At 58.2% G+C, this 13,797-nt stretch carries 10 protein-coding genes; 6 read left to right on the top strand and 4 right to left on the bottom strand.

Annotated elements, in window-relative coordinates; translation table 11 throughout:
* Nucleotides 1-2: 2 nt before the first annotated feature.
* Nucleotides 3-929 carry a citrulline utilization hydrolase CtlX gene (ctlX, locus tag M2407_RS21205; protein ID WP_128865293.1) on the bottom strand — a complete coding sequence of 309 codons (927 nt, stop codon included), beginning with the start codon at nt 927-929 and terminating at the stop codon, nt 3-5.
* A gap of 41 nt (nt 930-970) precedes the next feature.
* Between ctlX and M2407_RS21200 the strand changes: the two genes are divergently transcribed.
* Nucleotides 971-1,486, top strand: a complete 516-nt coding sequence (locus M2407_RS21200; RefSeq protein WP_020837427.1) for an Lrp/AsnC family transcriptional regulator — start codon at nt 971-973, stop codon at nt 1,484-1,486.
* A 1-nt stretch (nt 1,487) separates the two neighbouring features.
* On the opposite strand, the gene M2407_RS21195 is transcribed toward M2407_RS21200, so the two are convergent.
* Nucleotides 1,488-2,399 carry an arginase family protein gene (locus M2407_RS21195; RefSeq protein ID WP_259219625.1) on the bottom strand — a complete coding sequence of 304 codons (912 nt, stop codon included), beginning with the start codon at nt 2,397-2,399 and terminating at the stop codon, nt 1,488-1,490.
* Nucleotides 2,400-2,639: 240 nt separating this feature from the next.
* Here M2407_RS21195 and M2407_RS21190 point away from each other — a divergent pair, with 240 nt between their 5' ends.
* The 4 genes from M2407_RS21190 (at nt 2,640) to M2407_RS21175 (ending at nt 9,512) form a co-directional block, all read left to right on the top strand.
* Nucleotides 2,640-3,854, top strand: a complete 1,215-nt coding sequence (locus tag M2407_RS21190) for an SrfA family protein (RefSeq protein ID WP_201895916.1) — start codon at nt 2,640-2,642, stop codon at nt 3,852-3,854.
* Entirely contained in the window at nt 3,854-6,799 is a 2,946-nt protein-coding gene (locus M2407_RS21185; RefSeq protein WP_259219613.1) for a virulence factor SrfB, read from the top strand. Before M2407_RS21190 ends, M2407_RS21185 begins: the two co-directional genes overlap by 1 nt.
* On the top strand, nt 6,796-8,994 hold the full coding sequence (locus M2407_RS21180; protein ID WP_259219611.1) for a virulence factor SrfC family protein: 2,199 nt from the start codon (nt 6,796-6,798) through the stop codon (nt 8,992-8,994). The genes M2407_RS21185 and M2407_RS21180 overlap by 4 nt, the downstream gene beginning before the upstream one ends.
* 107 nt (nt 8,995-9,101) lie before the next feature.
* Nucleotides 9,102-9,512, top strand: coding sequence for a VOC family protein (locus M2407_RS21175; RefSeq protein WP_048760442.1), 411 nt, complete (start codon nt 9,102-9,104; stop codon nt 9,510-9,512).
* Nucleotides 9,513-9,567: 55 nt separating this feature from the next.
* Here the strand turns inward: M2407_RS21175 and M2407_RS21170 are convergent, their stop codons facing one another.
* The gene (locus M2407_RS21170) at nt 9,568-10,407 is read right to left on the bottom strand and encodes a putative oxygenase MesX (RefSeq protein ID WP_122080423.1); all 840 of its coding nucleotides are present in this window, start codon (nt 10,405-10,407) and stop codon (nt 9,568-9,570) included.
* A gap of 312 nt (nt 10,408-10,719) precedes the next feature.
* On the bottom strand, nt 10,720-11,919 hold the full coding sequence (locus M2407_RS21165; protein ID WP_048760547.1) for an NAD(P)/FAD-dependent oxidoreductase: 1,200 nt from the start codon (nt 11,917-11,919) through the stop codon (nt 10,720-10,722).
* 301 nt (nt 11,920-12,220) lie between these two features.
* Here M2407_RS21165 and pitA point away from each other — a divergent pair, with 301 nt between their 5' ends.
* Nucleotides 12,221-13,723 (top strand): inorganic phosphate transporter PitA, encoded by a 1,503-nt coding sequence (gene pitA / locus M2407_RS21160; RefSeq protein ID WP_020837436.1) that lies wholly within the window; start codon nt 12,221-12,223, stop codon nt 13,721-13,723.
* The last annotated feature ends 74 nt before the right edge of the window (nt 13,724-13,797 follow it).

Genomic DNA, 13,797 nt, shown 5'->3' with positions numbered 1-13,797 from the left:
AGTCAGGCCGGTGCGAATTTACGCTGCAGGAAAATTTCCGCCAGCATGCACCGCGCCCCGCCGCCGCCCAGATCCTCAATGATATCAATAGGTCCAAGCGCCAGGCGCGCATAGCTGCCGATCAGCGTTTGCTGCTTCGGGGTGAAATGAGCCCAGGCCCGGGTGGACATGGCGTAAACCGGGTGGCCGTCTTTGGCGCGCAGCTCCAGCACGTTGCACGCAAAGGCCTCCATCTGGGCAAAACTGACATCGATAATGGTTTTTCCGCTGCGTGTGAGCGAGGCGATCAGCGCACTTTTTTGCGTTTCATTGCGGATGCTTTCAAGGCAAACAATGGCATATTCCGCACCGACGCTCAGCATCACGTTGGTGTGATAGATGGGCCGATTATGGCGGTCCGCAGCCTCGAACCAGACAATCTGGTAGCCGGAGTGTCGTTCAAATTCGCGGCCTACCTCCGGCGAACTGCGTGAAGACCGGCAGGCGTATGCCAGCTTATGCCGGTGATCCAGGATCAGCGATCCGGTACCCTCCAGAAAGCGCCCCGCCAGTTCGTGGGCGGAAAGATCAATTTGCCGTTCAACCACAAAGTCATTGGCGAGCTGCGCGATAATGTCCTGGCGGCGCTCCCGTCGTCGGTTCTTCGCTTCCATCGGAAAGATGAACAGGCTGCCGTCCCCCAGCAGAGCAATCCAGTTATTGGGAAATAACGCATCCGGCGTTTCCTGCCCGCCAGTATCCTCTATCACCGTAACGTCAATACCGGCTTGCGTCAGTGCGTCGACGTAATCATTGAAGGCAGTTAATGCCAACGTTGCCTGATTTTCATTATGTTCCGTGATTTTTTGAAAGAAGTTGCTGTGCCGGGTTTCTTGATTGGCGGCGAAGCCGAATGGCCGCACCATTAAAACGGATTGGGTGGTTTGCATGATGTTTCTCACAGGGTTCGGGATAGCGACGCCGCCCTATTATGGAAAATCAATTTGACGCCAAACAGTGTGATAACTGGCTAAATTGCTCTATATTTTTACAAATCGCCACTTCGAACCGACACTTTGACACCATGAACGATACCGACCGCCAAATCCTCGCGCTGCTGCGCGAAAATGCCCGTAGCTCGGTGACCGAACTGGCCAATAAGGTCCGGGTTTCACGCGCTACGGTGCAAAAAAGAATTGAGGCGCTGGAGGCGCAAGGGATCATTACCGGCTACACCATCCGTGTAAAACCGGGGGTGGAACATAACCGCATCCGCGCCTGGATGTCCGTGGCGGTCGAAGGCACCAAGGCGCAAAGCGTGTTGCAACAGCTGCGCGGCGAGCCCGCGGTGTTTACCCTGCACACCACCAACGGCAAGTGGGATATTTTGGTGGAGATCCGCACCGACAGCCTGGAGAACTTCGACAAAATTCTGGGGCGAATTCGGCGCATTGCCGGCATTTCCAGCACCGAAACCAGCATCCTGCTGTCGACACACAAGGCCTGACTTAAGGTTTGTGCCGATGGAACATCGCCGCGAGCATTTCCACGATCAATGCCGCGTAGCGGCCGTCGGGATCCAGATCCGGGTCGAATACCGATACCGTCATGCCGCAGCACAGCGGATTTTGCAGCAGCTTAGCCCCGATATTTTCCAGCCAAAGACGATCGATACCGGGGCTGCCGGGGGAATCCACCGCCGGCATCACGGCCTGATCCAGCACGTCCACATCAAGGTGCAACCAAAATCGCCACGCTGGCTCGGCGGCCAGCATCTGGTCGATATGCCGTATAATTTCCGCCCTGCCCATCAGGTTGGCGGCAAAAACATCGATACGCGTGATGGCAGTCTGATTGATATCCGGCCAGGCGAAGTCCGCGTCCCGGCACTCTCGCTCACCCAATTGTAAAACCTGGCGATCCGGTACCAGCGGCCCTGCCACACCGGGCCATTCGGTCAACAATGCCTCCCCGCGGCCGGTTGCCAATGCCAGATCCATCCCCGCCACCGCGCCCCACATCTGCTGAGGGTCGTAGTTGCCGGGATGACGAAAGTCGCTGTGCCCATCAATGTGCACCAGCGAAAGTGGCCCTGCGCGGCGCGCCCCCGCCAGCGCGCCCAACAAAATTGAGCAGTCACCGCCAATCACCAGCGGGAAGTCACCACGCGCTTGCACCGCGGCCACCTCTGCAGCCAGCTCTAAATTGAAAGCGCGAATGGCATGGCCATTCCGTATGCGGGTGCCCGAGGGGGCCAGCGGCGAATAGGTCGGCGACACTAACTCATGGATGGCCTCCGCCGCCAGCCGTTGAGCCAACCCCTGTGCCATCAGCGCCTGTGGCGCTCGCCAGGTACCGGGGATATGGCCGGGCCACAGAGGGCGCAGCCCCAGATTGGTCGGGGCCAGAATGATCTGCATGCGGGTCACCTAATGAAAAACTCTCTTCAAGCCAGCTTAGCCTATGAGTCGGTTTTCGCCTCACGGCATCAGGAAACAGGCTGCGGTATTGCCACGCTAAACCGGCTCTATGCGTTTTCTGCCTCGCCCATTAAAGCAAGAGGTGCCTTTTTACGCCTGTCCTTGGCCGTTTGCCGCTTTAGTTCGCGGGTTACCATGACCGTTTATGCGTTTATCGGTAACAGGACAAGGTGCTTGGCAGTGGGAAAACCCTTTTTACGCAGTGGCCGTTTGGATGATGTGCTTGCATTGGGCGAGAATGGACAGCCGGTTTACGCCTGCGCGTTGCAGCTGCGGGAAACTCTGCGCATTCGCCAACAGCAGCTGGCCGCTGATTGTCTGGCTATCCCGCAACCTAACGAGGCGGGCACTCACATTGACTGGTACTCGCCTTTCCCAGGAAAAGTCACCTCCTGGCTGGCGGCGAACGAGGCTCAACGCGCTCAGGCCGTGCACCTGTTGGAGCGTAGCCTGGCAACCTTCAACACCCTGATCGCCGAGACACAGACGACCGACCATCCCAGCCAACGCCTTTTCGGCGCCTTGTTAAGCAAGGCGATGCAAATACCCGATCCCAACCATGTTTATCTGGTCGACGATAAACCGGTGCTGACCTTTTGGGGCTTTATCAGGCCACAGGCACAGTGCCAGGACGATCCGCTGGCCTGCCTGCGCCCAGCCGAAGAGCCGGCAGAAAAACCGACGCCAATTGCCGCCACTCCGCGCGTAGCGGCGGCCCCCGAGCCTCAACCTGCTGCGGAACCCGAAGCCCTGACGCCAGAAATTATCCCCACGCCGGTGCGCCGGCCGTGGCGCCGCTATGTGTGGATGGCGCCAGTGATAGCGATCATGGCCTTGCTGGCGGGTTGGCTGAGCCAAACGAATCCCCCACCAGCCACATCTCCGGCGGTGCTGGTACCACCACCTTCGCCTGTCGGTGTCGCCAAGCCGATCCCCACGCTGCATCTGCCATTGGCGCACGCCACGCTAATGCCGCCGCCGCCCGTCCCGGTGGTGTTGCCGCCGGCGGACAAAAATTCGCTGGTACTGCCAGCCGAAGCGGTCAAGGCCGGCTCCACCCGTTTTCTCAACGGCAGATGGCGCGCGACGGTGGCGTTGAAAGATCCGCTGACCGGCAAACGGCCCAGCCTGCAATACCGTCTCAATAACGGCAAAGGCACCGCCAGCATCACCTACGGCGACGCCATCACCTGCCGGGCGCCGATAGAGGCCGGGCTGATGCAGTCAGGCAATCTGGTGATCAACAGCCGCACCAAAGCGCGTTGCAGCGACGGCAGCCGCTACCCACTGCCGGAAATCGTCTGCAGGCAAAATGAGACCGGCCCGGCGGAATGCACCGGCCGTTACGCTGCGGACACGGTTTATCCCATGACGTTAAAGCGCGAGAGTAAATGATGCTGGCCCCCCTTACGGACTTTAAAAACGCCATTACGCTGATTCAGGACAGCGGCATCCAATTTCTGGACTTTGCCCTGACGCCGGTTTTGGATGCCGATTTTCCGGGCAAGTTTGTCCGCCAGACGGCGAGTGGCCCACTTTTACGCCTGCAGTGGCATGCCGACAGCGGCAAATACCTGTTGCCCGCGCAGCCGGGGCAGGTCGATGAAGTGGTGCGCCCTGAATTCAGTTATCCCCTGCAGCAATCTTTGCGGCTGTTGGATAAGACCTGGCTGCCACTGCCGTTCTTTCGCTACACCCCTTCCGGGGCGTTTCTGGCCGGGCCGGAGAACTGGGCACGCATGCAGCTCCTTCAGTTGGACACCCCCGATCAGGACGGCAACTCGCTGCGGGTGGTGCTGGCATTCGATACCCGTATCGCGACGCCAGGCCTGGAGGCGTTAGCCCCGAGCGAAAGCGATCTCGACACCGGACTAAGCTTCGCGCTGGCCCACCGCAATCACGATCTGGGCGAGTTTCTCGATCTGACCTGGGTGGACGGTTGGCTGCGCGAAGTCTTTACCGAAGGCGCCACCACGTTGGAACAACGTGCCGAAGCTCAGATCTACACCGGGTTGAAAACTTTCGAATATCAGGCGCACTACCTCAACGTGTTGAACATGCTCGGCGACCAACTGGCGGTGCCGCAGATAAAGATCATCGCGGCCACGCTGCAGCAGCCCGCGGTCAACGTGGACGTGATTCTGGACGTCGGCAACTCCCACACCTGCGGCGTGCTGGTCGAAGACCATCCGGAAGAAAGCAACGGCCTGAAGCAGACCTATGAACTGCAGCTACGCTCGCTCAGCGCGCCGCACTGCGTGTACAACGAACTGTTCGAAAGCCGGGTCGAGTTTTCTCAGGTCTCGTTCGGCAAGCCCGGCCTCTCGTTCCAGAGCGGGCGCGACGACGCCTTTGTCTGGCCTTCCATCACCCGCGTGGGCCGCGAGGCCGCACAGCTGGCGCAACAACGGCAGGGCAGTGAAGGCACCACCGGTATTTCCAGCCCCCGCCGCTACCTGTGGGACGAAGAACGCTATGCGCCTGGCTGGCGTTTTAACGGCAAGCAGGAGCCGATGGCCACCGCCGCTCCCTTGACCACCCTGTTAAACGATGAAGGCGTTCCGCTTTCTGCGCTGCCGTTAGCGGAACGGCTACCGGTATTCGCCGCCCATTACAGCCGCAGCGCGGTTATGACGCTGATGCTGACCGAGTTGCTGGTGCAGGCGCTGATGCAGATCAACAGCGTCGCCCAACGGGCAAAAATGCCGAATGCCACCGCCCCGCGCCGCCTGCGAACTCTCATCCTGACATTGCCTTCGGCAATGCCGAAACCGGAACGGGAAATTTTCCGCCGCCGCATGCAGGAGGCGATTGGCCTGGTGTGGAAAGCCATGGGCTGGCACCCGCTGGACGCACCGTTCGACGGCAAGCAAACCCGCTTCCCCGTTCCGCAGGTGCACATGGAATGGGACGAGGCGACCTGCGGCCAGATGGTTTATCTGTACAACGAAACCCAGGTGAACTTCGCCGGCCGTACCGACGCCTTTTTTGCCAGCATGGCCCGGCCGGATCGCCCTTTGGCAGCCGATGAACCGGCAGGAAAAACGCTGCGTATCGCCTCCATCGATATCGGCGGCGGCACCACCGATCTGGCAATCACCCAGTACAGGCTGGACGATGGCGTAGGCAATAACATCAAGATCAACCCTCGCCTGCTGTTCCGCGAAGGCTTTAAAGTCGCCGGTGACGATATTTTGCTGGACGTGATCCAGCTGTTTATCTTGCCCGCCGTGCAACAGGCTATCGAGGACGCTGGGGTCGCGGCCCCGGTGGCCGTGATGGATAAGCTTTTCGGCAATGAAGGCCGCATGGACGGATTTTCCACCCTGCGCCAACAGGCCGCGCTACAGATTTTCATGCCTGTCGGGCGTGCGTTGTTGGCAGCTTATGAGGATTACGACCCGCTGGATGCCCAGGCCGAAGTGGCCGCCAGCCTGGGCGACCTGTTGCCTCAAGCCCCAACCCCGCAAGTGCTGGCGTTTATCAACGGCGAGATCCAGCGCGAAACCGGCACTTCTTCTTTCGATATTTTGCACACGCCGCTGGTCGTCCGCCTGGGTGACTTGCACAGCGCCTTCTTGTCTGACCGGATCGGCATTGGCCGCTGCCTGCGGCTGCTGTGTGAAGTGGTGGCGCTGTACGCCTGCGATGTGTTGCTGCTGACCGGCCGCCCGGCACGTTTCCCCGGCGTCCAGGCCCTGCTGCGCCATCTGCAGCCGCTGCCCGCCAGCCGCATCTTGCCGCTCGAGGGCTATCACACCCGCAGTTGGTATCCGTTTAACAAGCGTGGGCGTATCGATAACCCCAAATCCACCGCCGCCGTGGGAGCGATGCTGTGCCTGCTGGCCATCGACCTGCGCCTGGAGAGTTTTTACTTCAACGTTGGGGATTTCCAGCCCTATTCCACCGTTCGCCATCTGGGCATGCTGGACGGCAATAACATGCTGGCGGACGATAACGTCTACTATCGCGATATCGATCTGGATCGCGCCGATTTTGCGCTGGATCCCGCCGGCTGCTTCCAGTTGCGCGGTCCTTTGCGCCTTGGGTTCCGTCAGTTAGACAACCCGCGCTGGCCAGCATCGCCGTTATATACGCTGACCATCACCGATCCCCTGTTGGCACGCAAGCTGGCAGGCGATGCGGTCATCAGCCTGCGGTTGGCCATTACCGGCAGTGAAGCGCAAGGTGCCGAGGGCGTTAAAATTGCCCACGCCATGCTGGCCGACGGCAGCCCGGTTCACGCACATCAGCTACAGCTTAAACTCAATACCCTGGCTGCCAGCGCCTCTGGTGCAACCCATTACTGGATCGACAGCGGGAGCATTTATCAACGATGAAACCTATCACTTCAGACCCGATAAACCGCCTCAGCAACGGAATTATCCAGGCCATTGACTGGGTCGCCGGCGCACGGCAACAGTCCGCTCGCCTGGACCGGGAAGCCGATAACCTGACGATCCGTTTGCGCCGCAGCTACAATCAGGCGCGGAAGTTGGACACCGCCACACCTCACCGCGTCGCCATCGGCCTTTATGGTCATAACGCGGCTGCCAAAGCCCACCTCTTGGCGGCATTGGCCCCCGGCGCCGCGCTGCTTTCAGAGGATTGCCCGCTGGCAGTACGCTACTGCGCGCCCGCCGTCGTAGCATCTCCAGCTTATCCGGTGAGCATCACCTTGCTGGATAACGCGCAGTTGCTCGCCATGACGGCCAGTGCAGCGTTGATGAACGGCTTTCGCCCGGATGGAGACGCAAGAGCTATTGCCGCACACCTGAATACATTGGAACGCCATCGCCAGCCCATGGCGATTGACGGCATGGACAGCAATGCCATCGTGGCGCTGTGGGACACTCTTCGTCACCACGGCGGCAAATGGCAACAGGCGCTGGACCGCCACTTCTGGCCGCAGGCCGTCTCATTGGCCCCCTATCTGAGCATTGACGACCGGGCCCGCCTGTTCGCACCGCTGTGGGGTGAAGACCCGGCGCTGACCATGCTCTATCGTCAGTTGGCGCATAGCCTCCAGACGCTGGGCTGCTGCGAACGCGTACAGGCCGCCCTGCAAGCTTTGGATCCCGATACGGGTATTCAGCATGCCCACGCGGTCACCACGCCAGCCGAGGTGAAACTTTCTGTACTGACAGAAAACGGCGCCGTCGTGGATGTCGCGCAGGCCGATCTCGCGTGGTTAGCTGCCGAAGTGGCAACACCTCTGCCCGCTGGGCTGCCCGTCGACACTGAGCTTCTCGACATTCCCGCCAGCCTCCGTCGTTCAGAAGGCGATCTGACATGGCGTATGCAACAGGCCAAACGCGTCAATCTGCTGACCCACTACGCCGATAATCTACAGACCAGTCTGTTGCTGGTCAGCGATGCCGCCGGCACGCCACAGGAGGCCAGTCGAACCGGCCATGCGCTGGCCTATTGGGTTAAACGCACCCAGGGGGAAAGTGCTGCGGTACGCAGCCGTCGTAAGCCCGGTTTAATCTGGGCAATCACGCCGTTCGACGCGTCGCGCGAAGGGAAAGCCCGCCCCGACGACGCCGTTCAGCGCTACGTCGGTGAGCCCGGCGACAGTTGGGCCACCCTGTTGGCCATGGATGAACGCGACTGCCGCCGCATGACGGACTATTTGATGGCGCAGGCGCGCCCGGCATTGAAACAAGCGCGCATTCAGGAACTGCAACAAGAATTGCGGCGTGAGCTGAGTGAAAGCCTGCTCGGCAACTGGCTTGCCGCTGCGGATCCGCAGCGTGTGCAACAGCGTAGCCAAGAACTGCTGCGAGCCTTGCAGGCGCAGGCTGGAGCGCATGGTGAATTGCTGGAATGGCTGGTGCCGCAGCGCGACAGGCTACGCCAACTCTTCGTGCAGCAACAGCATGCTTCACCGGCACCGACTGTCGCCGCACCGCCGTTCGATATGGAGATCGACCTGTTTGGTGAGGAAGATAGCGCCGCGACCGGCTCGGTGGAACATGGGCGTTCTTCCTTTGCCCAAAAGGTATTCGCCGACTGGGTTAACCATCTGCGTTGCCTGCCGGACAATGCCCAACTGCTGATCCTGTTGGGCGTCGATAAACCGCAGTTGGAACTGCTGGTCGATGCGCTGATTAGCGCCGCCTGCCGTCTGGAGATTGACGCAACGCTGGAGCGCGCATTGGCTGCAGGTACCCTGCCGGAACAGGGGGAGGATCGTCAGGTCAGCCAGGCGCTGACGGTATTGAGCGATTTCGTTGCCTGGCTGGGCTTCCAGCAGCGCGAGGCGGCTTTGCGCCCCGCCAGCCGCATCAATCCCGGCCAGCCAATCTTTACCCCACCACCGCAGCCCGCGGTCGACTGGGGCAATCAGCAACGCTTGACCAAACTGGCGCCCACGCCGGCGAAAAATGCCGCCTTCTATATCTACGACTGGCTGGTCGGGCTGCAGCGGCTGCTGGCGGAAAATGCGCAGGCGGGCTCTACACTCGCAGCCGCGCCGCATGCCGCGCTGGAAGCCATAGTGGCAACCCTTGCCGGCAATGACGGGCACTGACAAATTCAGGTAGGGCCACGTAACTTAGTGCAGGTAACGACGCTGCAACGTGAAAGGCGACGGGTATATTATACTGATTAATTATCCGTCGATCTGAGGACATCAGCGTGCGCCCATTCAGCCTGAAGAAAATCGATCACCTGGTACTGCGCGTCACCGACCTGGAAAAAAGCCTTCAATTTTATACCCAGATACTGGGATGTGAAATCGCCAGACGGCGTCCCGATCTGGGGCTGGTGCATCTGCGCGTCGGCGTTTCCATGCTTGATCTGGTCGACGTCGAGGGCGTGCTGGGGAAAAAAGGCGGCCAGTATCCCGACGCTCGCCAGCAGAATGTCGATCATTTCTGTTTGCGCATCGATCCTTTCAACGAGGGCGAACTGTTAGCGTATTTGCGATCGCAGGGGATCAGCGTTGATCCCCCCGAATCCCGATTTGGCGCAGAGGGCGACGGGCCGTCTCTCTATTTCACCGATCCAGACGGCAATCGCGTGGAGCTGAAAGGCCCAGCGGCGTAGCGTCGCAAGGATATTCCGCAGAGTTGAATGATTGGCTCCCGCCGCCGGCTTAACCCTAGTGCCTGATACCGTGCAGCGCCATCAGCGCCTCGACGCAGGGCTGATGCTCAGCCACCCACCTGCGCGCCGTATTGTGCTGCTCCCACTTGATGTCCGTCAGGTGCGCCATGTCAAAACGCGGCATATCCTGCTGATCCAACGGATAAAGTTGCGGGCGTACGATTTCAAACATCGCCTGCCCGCAGGCTGAGATTGCCGCGATGACTTCGGGATCCTGCGTGGCAAGATCCTGTTTGAAGTAAAACCGGAAAGGATAAGCCGACGCAGGCGGCTGGACATGCCGGGAATCCAGCCCCAGGCTGCTGAGATAGGTATGCGTAAGCGAAGGAGCTTGCTCATTTGCGCTACGGGGGATCATGATCACCGGATAACTTTCCAGTACGCCGGTCTTGGGCGAGTCTTGCTTGAAAATAGAGTTGAAGAACGCCTGATCGACCGGAATTTCCGACGTATCCATGCCATTTTCAAGCCGATCGCGATAATACTCGCGCATCTGCGAAGAGAACATCACGCCGTAGCCGCTTTTTCCTGTGGGTTGAATATCGATTTTGAGGAAATCGTAAACAGGTAATGCCTGGCTATCCGCTTCATGTTCCGCACGGCAAAAAACCGACAAATACGACAATTGCAATGAGGCAGTGGGCAGCGCAGAAGGATAATTGCTTTTAAACAGCGTATTGGCGCGGTTCAGGAACCAGGTCAGGGCTTCTGGACCACTGTGTGCCAGATCGTTGATATTGTTATAGCGCAGGAAACCATTGGCGTGGTTTTTTAATTCTGTAACCTGAAGTTCTGGGGTAATAGGTATTTGCCGAACAAAGAAAACGCCACTCATAATAATTTCTCACTCGAAAACATGAAAAATAATTATAGATGAGGTTTTTCACTCGCTGTAAATAATAAAAATCAGGTTATCACTCATTAATTAAATTAATTTAAACAAAATAATTAAGCTAAAAATAATACCAAAAAATTTTATTTACAAATAATTTAAATACGACTAAATACAATAAATTGAATATCGACGGATTACTCTGTTTCGTGCGGTACGCATGATTTATTTATCGGTCTTACACCATAATTTTATTTGCTGCGTCGGTTCCGCCCGACGCAGCAAATGCCGGCTTTTACATCTCCCCGGCGGAAATTATTGCTTTTGAGCCGCCAGCGCCTGAGCGCAAGCCCAGGCAGAACTCCAGGCCCACTGGAAGTTATATCCCCCCAGCCACCCTGTCACATCCACCACTTCGCCAATAAAGTACAGGCCCGGCACCTTGGCGGCCTCCATGGTCTTGGAGGACAGCTCTTTGGTGTCGACGCCGCCGAGCGTCACTTCCGCCGTGCGGTAGCCTTCGGTACCGTTGGGTTGTACGCGCCAATTCTGCAAGGTTTCCACCAACGCTGTCTGCTGCGTCGGGTTCAGTTGCTTTAAAGTCGCTTCCGGCAGTTGGCCCAAGGTCTGCAAACATTCCACCAACCGCTTCGGCAGGTGCAGCGCCAGGGTATTTTTCAGGCTTTGATTAGGGTGCGCCTGACGTTGCTCATTGAGGAAGCCCGCCAGATCAAGCGTAGGAAGTAAGTTAACACTCACAAACTCACCGGGCTGCCAGTAGCTGGAAAGTTGCAATACCGCCGGCCCGGACAGGCCACGATGGGTAAACAATATGCTTTCGCGGAAGCTGACGCCGTTTTCTGCGGTGATCACTGCCGGCACAGAGACGCCAGACAGGGTCTGCAAATGCTCCAACAGCGGTTTATGCAGCGTAAAAGGCACCAGCGCGGCGCGCGTCGGCAATACCTTCAGGCCAAACTGCTCCGCCAGCTTATAGCCGAACGGCGTCGCGCCCAGGCCCGGCATCGACAATCCACCGCTGGCCACCACAAGTGAGCGAGCGCTCACTTTCTCACCATTCAGCGCCAGTTCGAAGCCTTCTGCGGTTTTTTCTACGCCCAACACTTCGCTGCGCAGGCGTGTCGTCACCTGACCCTGCTCACACTCTTTCACCAGGAGTTCGACCACCTGCTGCGCCGAGTCGTCGCAAAACAGTTGACCCAGGGTTTTCTCGTGGTAGGCGATGCCATGACGGTTGATCAGATCGATAAAGTCCCACTGGGTGTAGCGTGCCAGCGCAGATTTGCAGAAATGCGGGTTATTCGACAGGTAAGCGGCAGGCTCCGTGTACATGTTGGTAAAGTTACAGCGTCCGCCGCCGGACATCAGGATTTTGCGCCCCGGTTTTTTGCCGTTGTCGAGCAGCAGCACCCGGCAGCCGAGTTGCCCTGCCTGCGCCGCGCAAAACATGCCCGCTGCGCCCGCACCTATTACCACGACATCAAACTGTTCCACCTGCGCCTCTCTGAATAAAAACCACAATCGCGACAAAAGGCCGCTATTTTACGCCGTATCGCTACCGGTAACCGACAACTTTACGGCGGCAGATTGTAAAGCCATGCCGCCCTCAACGCCATAGTAAGAAAATATTACAGCGAGACATTCAGCATAACGCGCTGATATTTCATGTATTTGTCATACTAACGCCATCATTTCGTCATATCGAAATCAAAAAAACGTCATATTTTCCTTTTCCCCGGCCCCGGTTGTCACTGATAATGCGCGGCGTTCATGTCCACAAACTGGCGTAACGCTTATGCTGCATTTGTTCGCTGGCCTGGATTTCCATACCGGCCTGATGTTAATTCTCGCATTGTTGTTCGTGTTGTTTTATGAAGCCATTAACGGTTTTCATGACACGGCCAATGCGGTTGCTACTGTAATTTATACCCGTGCCATGCGTTCGCAACTTGCGGTTGTGATGGCTGGCTTGTTCAACTTTCTTGGCGTTATGCTCGGTGGTTTGAGTGTTGCTTACGCCATTGTTCATCTGCTGCCAACCGATCTGTTGTTGAACGTCAGTTCAGCGCACGGATTAGCCATGGTGTTCTCCATGCTGCTGGCGGCTATCATCTGGAACCTCGGCACCTGGTATTTCGGTCTGCCGGCCTCCAGCTCTCATACGCTGATTGGCGCAATTATCGGTGTGGGTTTAACCAACGCACTGATGACCCACACTTCGGTGGTGGATGCGCTTAACGTCCCGAAAATGATCGGTATTTTCCTGTCATTGCTCATCTCGCCGCTGGTCGGCATGATGGTCGCCGGGTTGATGGTGTTTGCCTTGCGCCGCTATTGGAGTGGCACCAAGAAACGCCAGCGTATGCACATGACCCCTGCGGAACGTGAAAAGGTCGACGGCAAACGCAAGCCGCCGTTCTGGACCCGTATCGCACTGATCCTGTCTGCTATCGGCGTTAGCTTCTCGCACGGCGCCAACGATGGTCAGAAAGGCATCGGCTTGATCATGCTGGTGCTGATCGGCGTTGCGCCGGCCGGCTTCGTGGTCAATATGAATGCAACCGGCTATGACATCACCCGTACGCGTGATGCCGTGACCCACCTGCAGCAATATTACCAGCAGCACAGCGACGCCTTGGCGCACGTGGTCACTCTGACCCCACTGGTGCCAAGCCCGGATGAGGACGTCTCGCCGGATAAACCTATCGAGTTCCACTGTGACAGCGCGCGCGCCATGCCGGCGATTGAGCTGACCCAGGGCTTGCTGAACAATCTGCAAAGTTACGATCAACTGACGGTAGAACAGCGTAGTCATCTGCGCCGCCTGCTGATGTGCGTAACGGATACCGCAGACAAGATCGCCAAGCTGCCGGAAACCTCGGCCCAGGACCAACGTTTCCTGAAAAACCTGCGTCAGGATCTGCTGCAAACCGTTGAGTATGCACCGATCTGGATTATCGTCTCGGTTGCTCTGGCGTTGTCACTCGGCACCATGGTCGGCTGGCGTCGCGTCGCCACCACCATCGGCGAGAAAATCGGTAAGAAGGGCATGACCTACTCTCAGGGCGTGTCGGCTCAGATGACCGCTGCCTTGTCGATTGGCGTTGCCAGCTATACCGGTATGCCGGTTTCCACCACCCACGTACTCTCTTCGGCGGTAGCCGGGACGATGATCGTGGACGGCGGCGGTGTGCAAAGCAAAACCGTGAAGAACATCCTGTTGGCCTGGTTGTTAACCCTGCCAATCTCGATTCTGCTTTCCGGTTCGCTGTACTGGTTGGCGCTTAAGGTGATCTAAGCAGTTTGCCTGGTGAGAAAGGCGGCCCTGGTGGCCGCCTTTTTCTTTGTCTGTTGCAGAAAGAATCGGCCGGA

The sequence above is a fragment of the Serratia sp. BIGb0234 genome, assembly GCF_024809915.1.
Lineage (GTDB): Bacteria > Pseudomonadota > Gammaproteobacteria > Enterobacterales > Enterobacteriaceae > Serratia > Serratia liquefaciens.
Note: the sequence above shows the minus strand (reverse complement) of the source record. Positions and strands in the feature narration are given on the sequence as shown.

Bases quoted from the DNA above. Each gene is read 5' to 3' on its own strand.
- ctlX (WP_128865293.1), bottom strand. From the start codon at position 929: ATGCAAACCACCCAATCCGTTTTAATGGTGCGGCCATTCGGCTTCGCC.
- M2407_RS21200 (WP_020837427.1), top strand. From the start codon at position 971: ATGGAAAATCAATTTGACGCCAAACAGTGTGATAACTGGCTAAATTGC.
- M2407_RS21195 (WP_259219625.1), bottom strand. From the start codon at position 2,399: ATGCAGATCATTCTGGCCCCGACCAATCTGGGGCTGCGCCCTCTGTGG.
- M2407_RS21185 (WP_259219613.1), top strand. From the start codon at position 3,854: ATGCTGGCCCCCCTTACGGACTTTAAAAACGCCATTACGCTGATTCAG.
- M2407_RS21180 (WP_259219611.1), top strand. From the start codon at position 6,796: ATGAAACCTATCACTTCAGACCCGATAAACCGCCTCAGCAACGGAATT.
- M2407_RS21170 (WP_122080423.1), bottom strand. From the start codon at position 10,407: ATGAGTGGCGTTTTCTTTGTTCGGCAAATACCTATTACCCCAGAACTT.
- pitA (WP_020837436.1), top strand. From the start codon at position 12,221: ATGCTGCATTTGTTCGCTGGCCTGGATTTCCATACCGGCCTGATGTTA.